11 protein-coding genes and 1 riboswitch are annotated in these 14,130 nt (G+C 36.4%); of the genes, 4 read left to right on the forward strand and 7 right to left on the reverse strand.

What is annotated here, in order from left to right; all coding sequences use genetic code 11:
- Nucleotides 1-8: 8 nt before the first annotated feature.
- A complete protein-coding gene (locus MHH73_RS13870; RefSeq protein WP_191810986.1) occupies nucleotides 9-359 on the reverse strand; it encodes a DUF2294 domain-containing protein in 351 nt (116 codons plus the stop codon).
- A 447-nt stretch (nucleotides 360-806) separates the two neighbouring features.
- Here MHH73_RS13870 and fdhF point away from each other — a divergent pair, with 447 nt between their 5' ends.
- The 4 genes from fdhF to MHH73_RS13890 all read left to right on the forward strand — a co-directional run bounded on the left by fdhF (nucleotide 807) and on the right by MHH73_RS13890 (nucleotide 6,641).
- Nucleotides 807-3,746 carry a formate dehydrogenase subunit alpha gene (gene fdhF / locus MHH73_RS13875; RefSeq protein WP_191810984.1) on the forward strand — a complete coding sequence of 980 codons (2,940 nt, stop codon included), beginning with the start codon at nucleotides 807-809 and terminating at the stop codon, nucleotides 3,744-3,746.
- A gap of 21 nt (nucleotides 3,747-3,767) precedes the next feature.
- Nucleotides 3,768-4,250, forward strand: a complete 483-nt coding sequence (locus MHH73_RS13880) for a DUF1641 domain-containing protein (RefSeq protein ID WP_191810982.1) — start codon at nucleotides 3,768-3,770, stop codon at nucleotides 4,248-4,250.
- 419 nt (nucleotides 4,251-4,669) lie between these two features.
- Nucleotides 4,670-5,806, forward strand: a complete 1,137-nt coding sequence (gene spoIIP / locus MHH73_RS13885) for a stage II sporulation protein P (protein WP_341067551.1) — start codon at nucleotides 4,670-4,672, stop codon at nucleotides 5,804-5,806.
- A 220-nt stretch (nucleotides 5,807-6,026) separates the two neighbouring features.
- Entirely contained in the window at nucleotides 6,027-6,641 is a 615-nt protein-coding gene (locus tag MHH73_RS13890; protein WP_191810977.1) for a PH domain-containing protein, read from the forward strand.
- A 239-nt stretch (nucleotides 6,642-6,880) separates the two neighbouring features.
- Here MHH73_RS13890 and MHH73_RS13895 read toward each other — a convergent pair whose 3' ends face one another.
- The 6 genes from MHH73_RS13895 to MHH73_RS13920 all read right to left on the reverse strand — a co-directional run bounded on the left by MHH73_RS13895 (nucleotide 6,881) and on the right by MHH73_RS13920 (nucleotide 14,070).
- Nucleotides 6,881-8,191 carry a nucleobase:cation symporter-2 family protein gene (locus MHH73_RS13895; RefSeq protein WP_191810975.1) on the reverse strand — a complete coding sequence of 437 codons (1,311 nt, stop codon included), beginning with the start codon at nucleotides 8,189-8,191 and terminating at the stop codon, nucleotides 6,881-6,883.
- A complete protein-coding gene (locus MHH73_RS13900; RefSeq protein ID WP_191810973.1) occupies nucleotides 8,188-8,787 on the reverse strand; it encodes a xanthine phosphoribosyltransferase in 600 nt (199 codons plus the stop codon). The genes MHH73_RS13895 and MHH73_RS13900 overlap by 4 nt, the downstream gene beginning before the upstream one ends.
- Nucleotides 8,788-8,908: 121 nt before the next feature.
- A riboswitch (purine riboswitch) is annotated at nucleotides 8,909-9,010 on the reverse strand.
- 238 nt (nucleotides 9,011-9,248) lie between these two features.
- The gene (locus MHH73_RS13905) at nucleotides 9,249-10,160 is read right to left on the reverse strand and encodes a DMT family transporter (RefSeq protein ID WP_341067554.1); all 912 of its coding nucleotides are present in this window, start codon (nucleotides 10,158-10,160) and stop codon (nucleotides 9,249-9,251) included.
- A gap of 26 nt (nucleotides 10,161-10,186) precedes the next feature.
- On the reverse strand, nucleotides 10,187-11,707 hold the full coding sequence (locus MHH73_RS13910) for a carboxypeptidase M32 (protein ID WP_445662524.1): 1,521 nt from the start codon (nucleotides 11,705-11,707) through the stop codon (nucleotides 10,187-10,189).
- A 165-nt stretch (nucleotides 11,708-11,872) separates the two neighbouring features.
- Nucleotides 11,873-13,804, reverse strand: coding sequence for an ATP-dependent DNA helicase (locus tag MHH73_RS13915; RefSeq protein ID WP_341067556.1), 1,932 nt, complete (start codon nucleotides 13,802-13,804; stop codon nucleotides 11,873-11,875).
- A gap of 98 nt (nucleotides 13,805-13,902) precedes the next feature.
- Nucleotides 13,903-14,070 (reverse strand): hypothetical protein, encoded by a 168-nt coding sequence (locus tag MHH73_RS13920; protein ID WP_191810967.1) that lies wholly within the window; start codon nucleotides 14,068-14,070, stop codon nucleotides 13,903-13,905.
- Nucleotides 14,071-14,130: the final 60 nt, after the last annotated feature.

Raw genomic sequence — 14,130 nt, forward strand, 5'->3', positions numbered from 1 at the left:
ACCTCTTTCTATGAATCTATGATATTTTTATCGAATACAAATACAGATATCGCCATATTCTCTTCCACTTTAATATCAGAAAATAAATGTAACAGCTTCGCACCGACTAGTTCTTCCATTCCCTCAGGTGTACCTTCAGCATATACATCTTGAATCATTTTTGTTCTTGCTGAATGTACCATTTCTTTGCCACCTTCTGTACGAGAAATAAATTGTTCTGTTGGTGTAAGATTACCGTATAAAGTCGAAACGGCCATATTCTCTACAAATACTGTATGTATTTTCTCCGGCCCCTTACCAAATAAGTCTTTCCTTAATTTACGAATGATATCATTAAACTCATGCACCATTTTTGACATCTTCTTTACCCCTTTATATAAGATTCTGTCTCAATTGTATAATCATAGTACAAGCTTTTAAAAAATGAAAGGGGCTGTTGAATAGAAAAAATTTGCCCTATGATTGTATCACTCTTTCACTTTACCAAAATTACCCTATTAAACTTGTAATCGTTATAAGATTAAATTCATTATTGTTAAATTTAATTTTTAGCGCTATAATAGCTAGTGGAATTGTTGGAGGGGTAATATTTTCATGTTGTCTCTCTATCAATGGTACTTTCTACATACTAAAAATGGTATGGATTGGTCTAATAGCAAGCGTTGTTATTTAACTATTCCACCATGGATTATGCTCGCTTTTTGTAAGCGGTATAGTACATGGTGGTTTTTTTATTGGTTTAAGCAGAAACACTCACTTTATTCTCTTTAAACCTTTGTTTGATCAAGTGTAAGGGGGAAACAAAATTGACTTCCAATGTAAACATTACAATTAATGGTGTGGAATATGAGGGGCATGAGGGGCAAACCATTCTCCAAATCATTAATCAAAACCAAATTGAACATCCACAGATTTGTTATTTACCTGAGGTAGACCCGATACAAACATGTGACACATGTATTGTAGAAGTAAATGGGCAGCTTATGCGCTCTTGTTCGACTGTAGCAGAAAGTGGAATGAGTGTTAGCTTAAGCTCAAACCGTGCCAAAGAGGCACAAACAGAAGCGATGGATCGTATTTTAGAAAACCATCTACTCTATTGTACAGTTTGTGATAATAATAACGGAAACTGTAAAGTCCATAATACAGCTGAATTATTAGAGATTGAGCATCAAAAGTATCCTTATACGCCTAAGGAAGATAAAACAGCTGTCGATATGTCACATCCTTTCTATCGTTATGACCCAAATCAATGTATTGCTTGCGGACAATGTGTAGAGATTTGTCAAAGTCTACAAGTAAATGAAACGCTTTCCATTGATTGGGAAAGAGAAAGACCAAGAGTCATTTGGGACCAAGGTGTATCCATTGATGAATCTTCATGTGTTTCATGCGGACAATGTGTAACGGTTTGTCCATGTAACGCCTTAATGGAAAAATCAATGCTCGGTAATGCAGGATTCATGACAAAAATTGATGATGAAATCATGACGCCAATGATTGACCTTGTAAAAGAAGTAGAACCGAACTATGGCACAATTTTTGCTGTTTCAGAAGTAGAAGCTGCGATGCGTGAAGAAAGAATCGAAAAAACGAAAACCGTTTGTACTTTCTGTGGTGTAGGTTGTTCATTTGAAGTTTGGACAAAAGACCGTGAAATTTTGAAAGTGCAACCGAGTCATGATGCGCCAGTAAATGCGATTTCTACTTGTGTGAAAGGTAAATTCGGTTGGGATTTTGTTAATTCTGAAGAAAGAATTACAAAACCATTGATTAGAAAAGAAGGCCGCTTTGTAGAAGCGAGTTGGAACGAGGCATTAGACTTAGTAGCAAGTAAACTAGGAAATATTAAACAAGAATTCGGCAAAGATTCAATTGGCTTCATTTCTTCTTCAAAAATTACAAACGAAGATAGCTATTCATTACAAAAGTTAGCTAGACAAGTGTTTGAAACGAATAATATCGATAACTGCTCTCGTTATTGTCAATCACCAGCCACTGATGGCCTATTCAGAACGGTAGGTATGGGCGGTGACGCTGGAACCATTAAAGATATTGCTGAAGCAGGTCTTGTCATTATTGTCGGAGCAAACCCAGCAGAAGGTCACCCGGTTCTAGCTACACGTGTGAAAAGAGCGCATAAATACCATGGCCAAAAACTAATTGTTGCAGACTTGCGTAAAAACGAGATGGCCGAACGTTCTGATATATTCATTAGTCCAAAACAAGGAACAGACCAGGTTTGGTTAATGGCTGTAACTAAATACATGATCGATCAAGGTTGGCATGATGCCGAATTTATTAAGGAAAATGTCAATTACTTTGAAGATTTCAATGATGTTTTAGAGAAATATACGTTAGCATATGCTGAAGAAACGACTGGTTTACCACAATCACAAATCATCGAAATTGCCGAAATGATTCGTGATGCTGACGGTACTTGTATCCTTTGGGGTATGGGTGTTACGCAAAATACTGGTGGTTCTGATACTTCAGCAGCTATTTCTAATCTTTTACTAGCAACAGGTAACTATCGCCGCCCAGGTGCCGGAGCTTATCCATTACGTGGGCACAATAATGTACAAGGTGCATGTGATATGGGTACCCTACCTACTTGGTTACCAGGTTATCAACATATTACAGATGATGTCGCTCGTGCGAAGTTTGAGAAAGCTTACGGAGTAGAGATATCAGGTACACCAGGTTTAGATAATATTCAAATGTTACAAGCGATTGAAAAAGGTGAAATGAAAGCCATGTACCTTGTTGGTGAAGATATGGCACTCGTTGATTCTGATGCGAACCATGTGGATAAAGTACTATCTAGTCTTGACTTCTTTGTCGTGCAAGATATCTTCTTCTCTCGCACAGCTCAATACGCTGACGTTATCTTGCCTGCCGCACCATCGCTAGAGAAAACAGGTACATTTACAAATACTGAACGTCGTGTACAAAGATTGTACCAAGCATTACCAACATTAGGAGACTCTAAACCTGACTGGTGGATTATTCAAGAAGTAGCTAATCGCCTAGGGGCAAATTGGACATATACTCACCCTAGTGAAATTTTTGCTGAAATGGCGAGTCTTGCACCACTTTTCTCTCAAGCAAGCTATGATGTACTAGAAGGTTGGGGTAGCTTCTTATGGGGAAGTCTTGATGGCGCAAGCACACCATTGTTATATGAAGATGGCTTTAACTTCCCAGATAAAAAAGCACGTTTCGCCTTATCTGATTGGGCAGAACCTGCATTCTTCCCTGAGGAATATGATCTCCATATTAATAATGGCCGGATGCTTGAACACTTCCATGAAGGAAATATGACCAATAAATCAAGAGGTCTAAATGCAAAAGTTCCAGATGTATTTGTGGAAGTATCAGAAGAACTAGCAAAAGAGAGAAAACTTTCGGATGGCTCGACAGTAAGACTTGTCTCTCCATTTGGTGCAGTTAAATTGAATGTCCTTATTACAGACCGAGTGAAGAAAAACGAACTATACTTACCAATGAATTCAGTTGATAAGGATTCTGCTATCAACTTCTTAACTGGTCCTTTATATGATAAACGAACACGTACACCGGCTTATAAACAAACGAAAGTACGTATGGAAATTTTAAATAACAAAGCCGGCGACAAACCATTACCAAAAACGAACCCGCGTAATAAAAAACGTAATCCACAAAACGGTGTGGAAGTTCAACGTAAATGGAATCGCGAAGGCTATGTTCATTTAACAGATCAATAAAGATTGGAGAGATGATTCATTATGGCAGCGCCTATTACTGAAATTCATCGAGAGAGAAATGAAGCTCTTGAACAAGAGCAAAAGCTTAACGAATTAAAATCATTACTCACTGAAAATGATCAAGCAGTACAAAGTATCATGGCTCTTATTGGCGAATTACAACAAGCAGGAATGCTTGATGCAGCCAATTCCATGTTAAAAGGGAAAGAACAAATTGCTAAAGTAGCACTTGGTCAAGTAACAAAAGAACCTGTAACAAACTTGATTAACACATTAATGGGTGCAACCGGTGCCCTTATGCAAGCTGACCCTGAACAAACAACAAAGCTCATTAAAAGTGCAGTATCAGGCATGGACGAAGGGAAAAACTTCCTACAGGAAGAAAAGAAAATTGGTATTATGCAATTGGCCAAAGTATTAAATGACCCTGATATTAATCGTGCTATCGGTTTCGGAGTCCATTTCCTTAAAGGCATGGGTAAAGAATTAAAAGAAGATAAATAATGAGAAAACCTCCCACTCGATTGTTGTGGGAGGTTTTTTATGATTGTTGAACCTTTCTTTATCCCCTAACCTAATTAAGATAAAATAAAAATTAGAATCACACACTCCTCTCCTAATGCAACATATGTAACTAACCACACGCTTAAGCTATTCCCTATAACATTACTTGAGTTTATAGCATTTTACAGATCTGGGTGACTTGCTCATCCATTTTCCGTGCTGAGCGACCTGTGAGATACACCCACTTTTTTATCCCCCTTTGGGTGGGAGGTGTCAGATCAAAATTTCAGGTCCCCTTTGTCTCTATTATTTTCACCGACAATTAGTTGTTCTTTTTATAAAGACAAAATTGATAGTCTTAAATTTAGCATATCTCTCTCTTTTTCTTCATAAGCATTTTAATAGAAAGGATGGATGATATGCAAAAATCACAAGGCTATCAGTTATTTCTATTTATTAACACTACTGCTCTCTCCATTACTATTGCTTGCATCTTTTTAGCAAGTACTGTCGCACTCGTCACAATAAAGATGTCTTCTGATATTGCTAGCTCTGTCATCAATGGACCACAATCGCATTCCATTTATCTTCACTTATTAAAAAGTGCTAACCAAAGTTTTATAAGTGAGGATGCGATTGAAGAAGTGTCTATCTCTGACCTTGCTTTTAAGTTTGCAACAAGTATTACACCTGAGGATCCACGAACATTCCTAGGTAGAGAGCTCCCTTTATTCTCCTTTTTCGATGGTAAAATTCACATCGCCGGAAAAGGGACAGACTACACAACTTTACCCATTGAGTCAACAAACGTACCAATGGATAAATTAATAAAAGACAAAGAGACGATCGGAAACGATGATGATAATAAAGATGACGAGCAAGATGGAACAACGTCACCTAAAGAAAAAAATGTGTATATTTATCATTCACATAGTTATGAATCTTACCTTCCATTTATAAAAGATGCACAAACAGCCGACGACGCTGTAAGTAATAATGAAAAGTATAATGTGATCTCAGTCGGTTCCAAGCTACAAAAAGATTTGCATGCAGAGGGTATCGGTGTTGAACATAACAGAACAAATATGACAGAAGCATTGCATAGTCAAGGATTACAGCATAATGATGCTTATACAAGAGCAAGAGATTTCGTTTCTGAGGCATTGGCTAGTAATAAAAACTTAACTTATATTATTGATATTCATCGAGATTCGCAGAGAAAAGATGTCACTACTATTGATATTAATGGTAAGAGTTATGCCCGTCTCTTCTTTGTTGTTGGTGAGGAGAGCAAGAATTTTGAAAAGAATTTAAAACTGGCTGAAGATCTTAATAAAAAACTGGAAAAAAAATATCCTGGCCTAAGTAGAGGCGTTTTAAAGAAAGATTACTCAGTAGGTAATGGTGTCTACAACCAAGACTTATCTGATCGCTCCATTCTCCTAGAAGTCGGTGGTGTCGACAATAACCGTGAAGAACTTGATAATAGCACAGATGCCTTTGCCGATATATTTAGTGAATATTACTGGAAACAAAAAGAAGTAGAATCTCAATAGTTTAAAAGCGACTATTCACTTTATGGGTAGTCGCTTTTTATTGATGAATATATTTAACAGAGCTACATTTCATCCTACTTACGATTGAAAACTCTTTTCTCTAATTGGCTTCATACTTCTTTCAAATTTTACAAATTTGTGATGCAAATCAAATGAAATATCCCTTATAATGAAAGTTGGTAACAATTGACTAATTATATTAACAGAGGGGCGTATTCGTATGTTTAAAAAAATTGCTTCAGATGCATTAGGGTTATCAGATATCGGGAAAATTATAAAACCAGAGGATTTTGATAAAACACAATCAGATGATTTTGTACGTCATGAAGATAATGAAAAAATCTATTTTCTTATTATGACGAAAAGTGATGAATATTGCTTTACCAACTTAGGTTTAATTCATATTGATGGCCAAAATGCAATCTCTTCAAAAAGAGTCATGAAGCGTTATCCTTACTTCCAATATGACATCAGTGACGTAAAGCTAGAAACAGCTGGTAAGATTGACTTAGATGTAGAGATTAAATTTAATCTTGGTAGTATCCCATTCAGTATTGATGTAGATAAAAAGCAAGTAGATGAATTGAAAGACTTATATAAAGCATTATTATATATTGCCGAAAAAGTGTATGAGAACAAAATTATGCTAAAAATGGCCAATGATAGTCTTGATAAGGCCGTTCAAGTTTTACATAATTCGAGAATCGGTGAACAAGACCTAGCCAAACAATTCCAAGCCCTCACAGAATTTTCATTTAATTGGCTTGACTCAAGTAAAAATCAATTACATGAAAAAGACTTCGGTTCAGTGTTCGAAAAATATATTAATAACTAAACAGAAAAGACTCTTGCCTATTATTGGATTCAGAAGTTTGTAGTACATATCGAAGAAAACGAGTTTTGCTCGGATAGCTTTGCATTATTTCCTATAGATGTAGAAGCAAAACCAATTTCGTTTTATATCAAAGCTTGGCGAAGCAATCGACTTTTAATGCATTCGATTTGAACCGCCAACATTTCTATAGAGGCAAAGAAAAGCAGCTGACTTGAATATCAGCTGCTTTTCTTCACTAATTAAGAAGCTTTCGGTTGCTCAACTTCCTCTTCATTTACTCCACTCTTTTTTCCAAGCATATTAAAAACGATATTTAAAATAATTGCCGTTAAACTCCCAACCACAATTCCGCTTTCAGTAATAATACGGATATTTTCTGGTAGATTCGCAAAGATCGTTGGAACAAATGTAACCCCTACACCTAGACCAACAGAACAAGCGATAATGAGTAAGTTTTCTTGTGAGTTAAAGTCAACTTTACTTAACATTTTAATTCCTGATGCTATAACCATACCAAACATGGCAATCATTGCTCCACCTAGCACAGAAGATGGAATAACAGTTGTTAATGCACCGATTTTAGGTACTAATCCTAAGATGACTAAAAAAGCACCAGCAACATAAATGACATTTTTTGTCTTCACACCTGACAATTGAATTAAACCAACATTTTGTGAAAAAGTTGTGTATGGAAATGCGTTAAAAATACCACCAAAAACGATCGCTAACCCTTCTGCACGATAACCGTTTGCTAAGTCTTTATCTTTCAATTTTTTATTTGTAATATCACCTAACGCGAAATATACACCCGTAGATTCGACAAGGCTAACCATTGCCACGAGAATCATTGTAAGAATCGGAATCAAATCAAAAGTAGGCATTCCGAAATAAAATGGCTGTGGCATATGGAAAAATGACGCCTCGCCAACCGCTGAAAAATTAACTTTCCCCATAATAGAAGCAATAATCGTACCGACAACAATACCAATTAAAATAGAAATAGCACGTACAAAGCCTTTAGTAAACTTATACAATACTAGGATAACGAGAAGCGTTGTAAAAGCTAAAATAACATTTTCCGTTGAACCAAAATCTGGACTACCTTCCCCGCCGGCCATATTATTCATCGCTACAGGAACTAAAGTTAATCCGATAATTGTCACAACTGATCCTGTTACGACAGGTGGGAAAAACCTAACCAATTTGCCAAAGAAAGTAGCAACCAATATTACAAACAAGCCTGAAACAAGAATGGCACCATAAATGGATGTAATACCATAGTTTCCGCCGATTGTGATCATCGGCCCTACTGCTGTAAATGTACAACCTAAGACAACCGGCAAACCGATACCAAAGAATTTATTCTTCCAAACTTGCAATAATGTAGCAATCCCACACATCATAATATCAATGGATACAAGATAGGTTAATTGCTCTGCTGTTAAACCTAGTGCACCACCAACAATTAATGGGACAATAACTGCTCCAGCGTACATCGCTAGCACATGTTGTATTCCTAGGGAAGCTAATTTCAACGGATTTTGATTCATTTTGAGGATTCCTCCATCTCTTCAACTTGTGTAAAAGTAACCTTGCTACCCGCAAGCGATTGAACAATTGCTAAAGATTCAACTTTATAACCTTTTTCGCGTAATTGTTTTCCCCCATCTTGGAATCCCTTTTCAATGACAATGCCCATACCAGCGATGGATGCTTTCGCCTTATCGACGATATCCGCCAAGCCTAGAGCTGCCTGACCGTTTGCTAAGAAGTCATCAATAATTAATAGACGGTCATTTTCACTAATGAATTTTTGCGATACTGAAATCTCATTGGTTTCTTGTTTTGTAAAAGAATACACCTCTGCAGTTAACAAATCATTGACCAATGTCAAAGATTTTCTCTTCCTCGCAAAGACAACAGGTACATTCAAATATAATCCAGTCATTACAGCTGGAGCAATTCCTGAAGATTCTAATGTAAGTATCTTCGTCACGCCTTCATCTTTAAACCGAGCTGCAAATTCTTTGCCTATTTCTAACATAAGCTCAGGATCAATTTGGTGATTAAGAAAAGAATCTACCTTCAAAACAGTTTCTGAAAGTACTTTTCCTTCTTGTTTGATTTTTTCTTTAAGCAGCTCCATAATAATCCCCCTTGGCTATAATACAAAAAAACCTAAAAGTCATCCGCTTCACTTTCAACTTGAGTGCAGCAAGGACCTTTAGGTTTTAAAGGTGTGGAAACAAGAGCAGATAAAAAGACTACTCCTCCACTTGCTCACCCATAGTCAAATAATTTACGGTTATTCGGTAGAAACTCGCGGACCCTATTTCCGCTATTATATGAATGACAACTATTAAGTTAATTAAATTGAATTACTATCATTATATCATGCGACTTTGAAAATTCAATAGGATTATGTTAGAAAAAACGAACAATATAGAAATTCATTTAATTATCATTCGTATATTATTGTAAATTTTCTAAAATCTCATGTTACGCTCATCCTAAATATTTCGCCAAACTAAATCATTTCTACCTAAAAACCATCTAAACCTACTTCAATGAATAGATTCAGATGGTTTAAAAACTTACGAAACTATATTATTGAGTGAATTCATCAATGGCATATCGTTTCCTTTTCTTTTGCGGTAAGTTCACAACAACAACTGAACCGACAATAAAAAGGGCACCAACTACTTGTAGCCAAACAAGGCTTTCATTAAATAATAGTATACCCATTATTGTAGCAACAACCGGTTCAACTGTGGAAATGACTGCTGCAGTACTTCCTTCTGTCTTCTCTAACCCTTTTGTATAAAGAATATAAGCAAGGACTGTTGGTATAAGTCCTAGGCCAACACTTAAAAGCAATACATCCGTTTGCCTGAAGAGTGTAATTTTCTCCCATAAACTTGTTATTGGTATAAGCACAGCAGCTGCGATAACGAAAGTAAAAAATGTTACGGCAAACGGAGAATAGCGGTTGAGCGCAAATTTACCAAATATCGTATAAAGCGCATAACCAATACCAGAGCCTAAACCTGTAATAATACCTAAAATGGTTATTTGACTTTCTCCTAAAGCTAACCCTGCAATTAATATACAGCCTGCCATAGTCATTATAACGGCGATGATTTTATTTATTGTCATTTTCTCTTTTAAAAACATAAATGATAGAATGGTTACAAATGCAGGTGCAGTATAAAGAAAAATAACTGCCATGGAAATACTCATCTCACTCATTGTCGTGAAATAACAAAAATTGAATAATACGATGCTACAAATGCCAGTACCAAGGAAGTAACGCACATCACCTACCGCATGCAGCTTCATCTCTTTTCGATAATGTACAAAACCAATGAGTAGCAAAAATAAGACAGCAAATACTGCACGAATCGCAACGATTTCCATTGATGTGAATCCAGCGGAAGCTAGTCCTTTAACAAATAATCCGATGATGCCCCATAAGCTTGCCCCCGCGGCAATCATTATAAAGGGCAGAATCCGCTTCATCTACCTCCCTCCATTTCTAACAATCTCTAGTTAAGTTGATAAATTTCACGATATTTTTCCGTTAAATAGTCAATTAAATATTGGACATTTAAGCCTTCACCTGTAGCTGCTTGAATGATTTCTAAAGGTTCTTTCAAACTGCCAAACTGATGGACATTTACAGTTAACCATTCTCGTATCGGTGTAAGATTGCCCGCTTCTACTAATTGATCAAACTCCGGGATACTCTGCAACATGCTTTGTTTTAATTGTGCTGCATACATATATCCTAGCGCATAGGATGGGAAATAACCGAAGCTACCACCTGCCCAATGGACATCTTGCAAGACACCTTCTGCATCATTTTTAGGCGTAATCCCTAAATATTCTTCATATTTTTCATTCCATAATTGCGGCAAATCTTTCACTTCGATTTCATCATTAAATAATGCCTTTTCTAGTTCATAACGAATCATAATATGAAGCGGATAAGTTAATTCATCTGCTTCTATACGAATCATAGATGGCTTAGATTCATTAATCGCATGATAGAATTCATCTAATGTAATGCCGTCAAATTGATCCGGTGCATATTGATTGAGCAGTGCAAAATTATGTTGCCAGAACCCTTTATGGCGACTGACAAAATTTTCATAAAAAAGCGATTGTGATTCATGTATACCTGTTGATGTACCTTGATGGAGGGGGGTATTTTCTAGCTCTTTAGAGATATTTTGTTCATAAATCGCGTGCCCACCTTCATGAATCGTACCGAATACTGCCATGCGAAAATCATTTTCGTCATATCTCGTTGTGATTCGGTAATCTCCAGAATTAATACCAGTTGCAAATGGATGGACGGTATCATCTAATCTCCCCGCCTCAAAGTCATAGCCCATTTGATTAAGAATTTGGATTGTAAATTCCTTTTGTTTTTCCTTAGGGAAAGTTGCATATAGGAAATCTGTTTCTGGTTTACTTTGTGATTGAGCAACTTCTTTTACAAGTGGCACAATCGATTGTCGTAACTGTCCGAACACTTCGTCTAATGTTTTCACCGTCATCCCTGGTTCATGGTGATCTAATAATGTATTATACTTATGTTCTTTGTAACCCCAATAATTGATAAAACGTTTATTATAATCGACGAGTTTTTCTAAATACGGCAAAAACATCGAGAAATCTGACTTTTCTCGTGCCTCTTCCCATACTGTTTCAGCGTGCGATTGAATAGATACATATTCTCTAAATTCATCAGCAGGAATTTTTTTATTCAAATCATACTCTTTTTTACATACTTCAACTAACCTATTCGTTCGCTCTGAAAGTTTATTTTTTGCCTGCTCATCACTTAACTTCCCTATGTATGCCGCCATTTCTTCGCTCGTACACATGGCAAAGATCTCAGAAGACAACATACCTATCGTTTCAGCTCTTTGTTCAGCACCTTTGCGCGGGGCACCTGTTCGTAAATCCCAATGCATAAGAGAAACTGCTTCCTTATAAGCCATCACTTTTTTAACAAATGCTAAAAACTCATTTTCAACATTAGTAATCATCGCATCCATCGTCATTCCCCCTTCTTATTACTAGGTTTATTTTAGCATAATCTATTCTATAAAAGCTGATGTTTTATTTATCTTTATTAGCTGCTACATAATTAAAAATAACAATCAAAGTATTTATTTAGCCCATAATAAAAGAGAGACCTAAATTGAAGTCTCTCTTTTATTTTAACCATTATTAACCATCACAGGCAGTATATTCAATACCTTTTCCTTAACCTCTTCCGAATGATTTTCGTCAAATAAAATATGCACATTACCATGATCGTCATTCGTACGAATCAGGCGGCCTATGCCTTGTCTCATGCGCAGCAACATATAAGGCATGTCCACTTCTTCAAAAGCATGACTTGTTTGTTCCCTTTTTGACTGGAAGACAGGGTCATTTGGTGGAAATGGTAAGGAGAAGATAAAGACATTTTCAAGTGATGCACCTGGAATATCCAACCCTTCCCATAAATGAACCGACGCAAGAATGGACTGCTCTTCATTTTGGAATTTTGAAACGAGCGTACTGATTTCTGCTTCTCCTTCAAAATAAATCGGGTAGGTAAGTTTTCCTTCTGCATAGTCTTTAAACAATGCTAGCTCTTCTTTTTTTGAAAAAAGAAGTAAACTACCGCCTTGCACTTTATTTAATTGCTCAATCATATAGTCCATTTTTTGCCGATGGTCGCCTGGCTTAAAGAATGGCGCCAAGGCCGTCATGTTATTTTCGTAATCAAATGGTGAATCTACAGTGAAAGAAAGAAAATCATCAACGCCTAAGCTTTTCGCCATATAGTTAAATGATTGTTCCTCAGATAATGTCGCTGATGAAAAGATAAAAGGAATGTCCTGGGAGAATACTTCTTCTCTCATAATTTCTTCTACCAATCTCGGCATAATGATCAATGTTCTTTCTTCTTTCTCCTCTTCAAACCAAGCGATACCACTTTGGTCTTTAATAAATAGTGATAAAGAATAGGAAATCTGCTCAAGATACTCTTCAACAACCTTTAGTTCATATTCATTAATGACATACATTTCACTTTCAAACACAAGTTCTTCTTCTAGCTGACTAATAAGGGCAAATAGCTTTTTCGCCTCATCCATTAAAGCTTTCTCTCGCTTAATCATTTGTTTTTCAGAGCCAGCAATTTTCTCAGTCGTTTGTGATAGTTGGCGAAAGAACATTTCACTTTGATAAATGGTATCTTCAATTGTATGCAATGTTTTTTCACGTACATCGTTTGCCATTAATCTCGTTAACAACGACTCTAAAATTTGTTCAGTTAGGCGATAGGTTAAAGCTTTTTGGGCAGCATATTCTAATAAGTGGCCTTCATCAAAGACAACACTAGATGCTTCCGGTAAGAGTGGTAACTGTCCTTCTCTCTTTCTTGATTCTTTCGTCCAAATATGTTCCATATAGAAATCATGAGAGCAAATAATGATGTCTGTTGATTGGCGGTAATGGTCACGATGTAAGGTTTGACCACAACGGTGACGTTTTTCACAAGTGAAACAATCTTGTAAGGAGTCCCAACCAACCTGCTCCCATTGTTCATCTGTCAGCTCTGGATAGCTTTTGCGATCACCATAAGGCGTAAACTTTTTCATGGAGACACTTTCCTCAACAAATGATGGAAGGCTTTCATGTACCTCCATAAAGATATCATCACTATCAATAGACGCAAGTTGTTTATCTAATTTATTCAAACATAAATATTGCTCTCTTGATTTGGCTAAACGAACATCAATATTTAAATTTAAAGCTTTCTCTAACTTAGCAATATCTCCTTCTGGCTTTACTAATTGCTCAATTAACGTTTCATCAGCACAAGCAATAATCGCCGGCTGGTGGCGGTACCGCGCGTAACAAAGGGCATATAATAAATAGACAATCGTTTTTCCTGTGCCTACTCCTGCTTCAGCAAATACGACTTTACGGTCTTTCATTGCATTTTCTAATTGAAAAGCCATATAGATTTGTTCATCGCGTATATCAAATCCACTCTCTGGAAGTAGATCATAGAATACATCACCAATCCAATCCCCAAGTTTCTCGTAGAATGATTCTGTTTTTTCAACCGTAAACGGCATCTGACTCTGTTGCATGACGCTCCCCCGTTTTCTTCTTTTATGAACCCTATAGTAGCAAAAAAAAGTCGAAACCCCTCAATCATACAAGGTTTCGATTAGCGATTACTACCTTTTTAATTTATTTTTGATAATGAATACGATAATGCATGCCTAATTTCTTGTTGGGCAGATTGCAATTTTTTTAGTGCATCACTATCTTCTATTTGATCTGATGATATCGCCTGTATAGATCCATCAATTGCTTGCATTATTTTGTGAAAATCAATTTGCGTATCTTTCATTATCATGACCTCCATGAACCTTTCGATATATGTATTCTATTCACTTTTATCACATCATAT

The sequence above is a fragment of the Cytobacillus sp. FSL K6-0265 genome, assembly GCF_038003465.1.
Taxonomy (GTDB): Bacteria; Bacillota; Bacilli; order Bacillales; family Cytobacillaceae; genus Cytobacillus; species Cytobacillus stercorigallinarum.

Excerpts from the sequence above, each read along its gene's own strand:
- MHH73_RS13910 (WP_445662524.1), bottom strand. The coding sequence starts at position 11,707 with ATGGATGCGATGATTACTAATGTTGAAAATGAGTTTTTAGCATTTGTT.
- MHH73_RS13880 (WP_191810982.1), top strand. The coding sequence starts at position 3,768 with ATGGCAGCGCCTATTACTGAAATTCATCGAGAGAGAAATGAAGCTCTT.
- spoIIP (WP_341067551.1), top strand. The coding sequence starts at position 4,670 with ATGCAAAAATCACAAGGCTATCAGTTATTTCTATTTATTAACACTACT.
- MHH73_RS13890 (WP_191810977.1), top strand. The coding sequence starts at position 6,027 with ATGTTTAAAAAAATTGCTTCAGATGCATTAGGGTTATCAGATATCGGG.
- MHH73_RS13900 (WP_191810973.1), bottom strand. The coding sequence starts at position 8,787 with ATGGAGCTGCTTAAAGAAAAAATCAAACAAGAAGGAAAAGTACTTTCA.
- MHH73_RS13870 (WP_191810986.1), bottom strand. The coding sequence starts at position 359 with ATGTCAAAAATGGTGCATGAGTTTAATGATATCATTCGTAAATTAAGG.
- MHH73_RS13915 (WP_341067556.1), bottom strand. The coding sequence starts at position 13,804 with ATGCAACAGAGTCAGATGCCGTTTACGGTTGAAAAAACAGAATCATTC.
- MHH73_RS13895 (WP_191810975.1), bottom strand. The coding sequence starts at position 8,191 with ATGAATCAAAATCCGTTGAAATTAGCTTCCCTAGGAATACAACATGTG.
- MHH73_RS13905 (WP_341067554.1), bottom strand. The coding sequence starts at position 10,160 with ATGAAGCGGATTCTGCCCTTTATAATGATTGCCGCGGGGGCAAGCTTA.
- MHH73_RS13920 (WP_191810967.1), bottom strand. The coding sequence starts at position 14,070 with ATGAAAGATACGCAAATTGATTTTCACAAAATAATGCAAGCAATTGAT.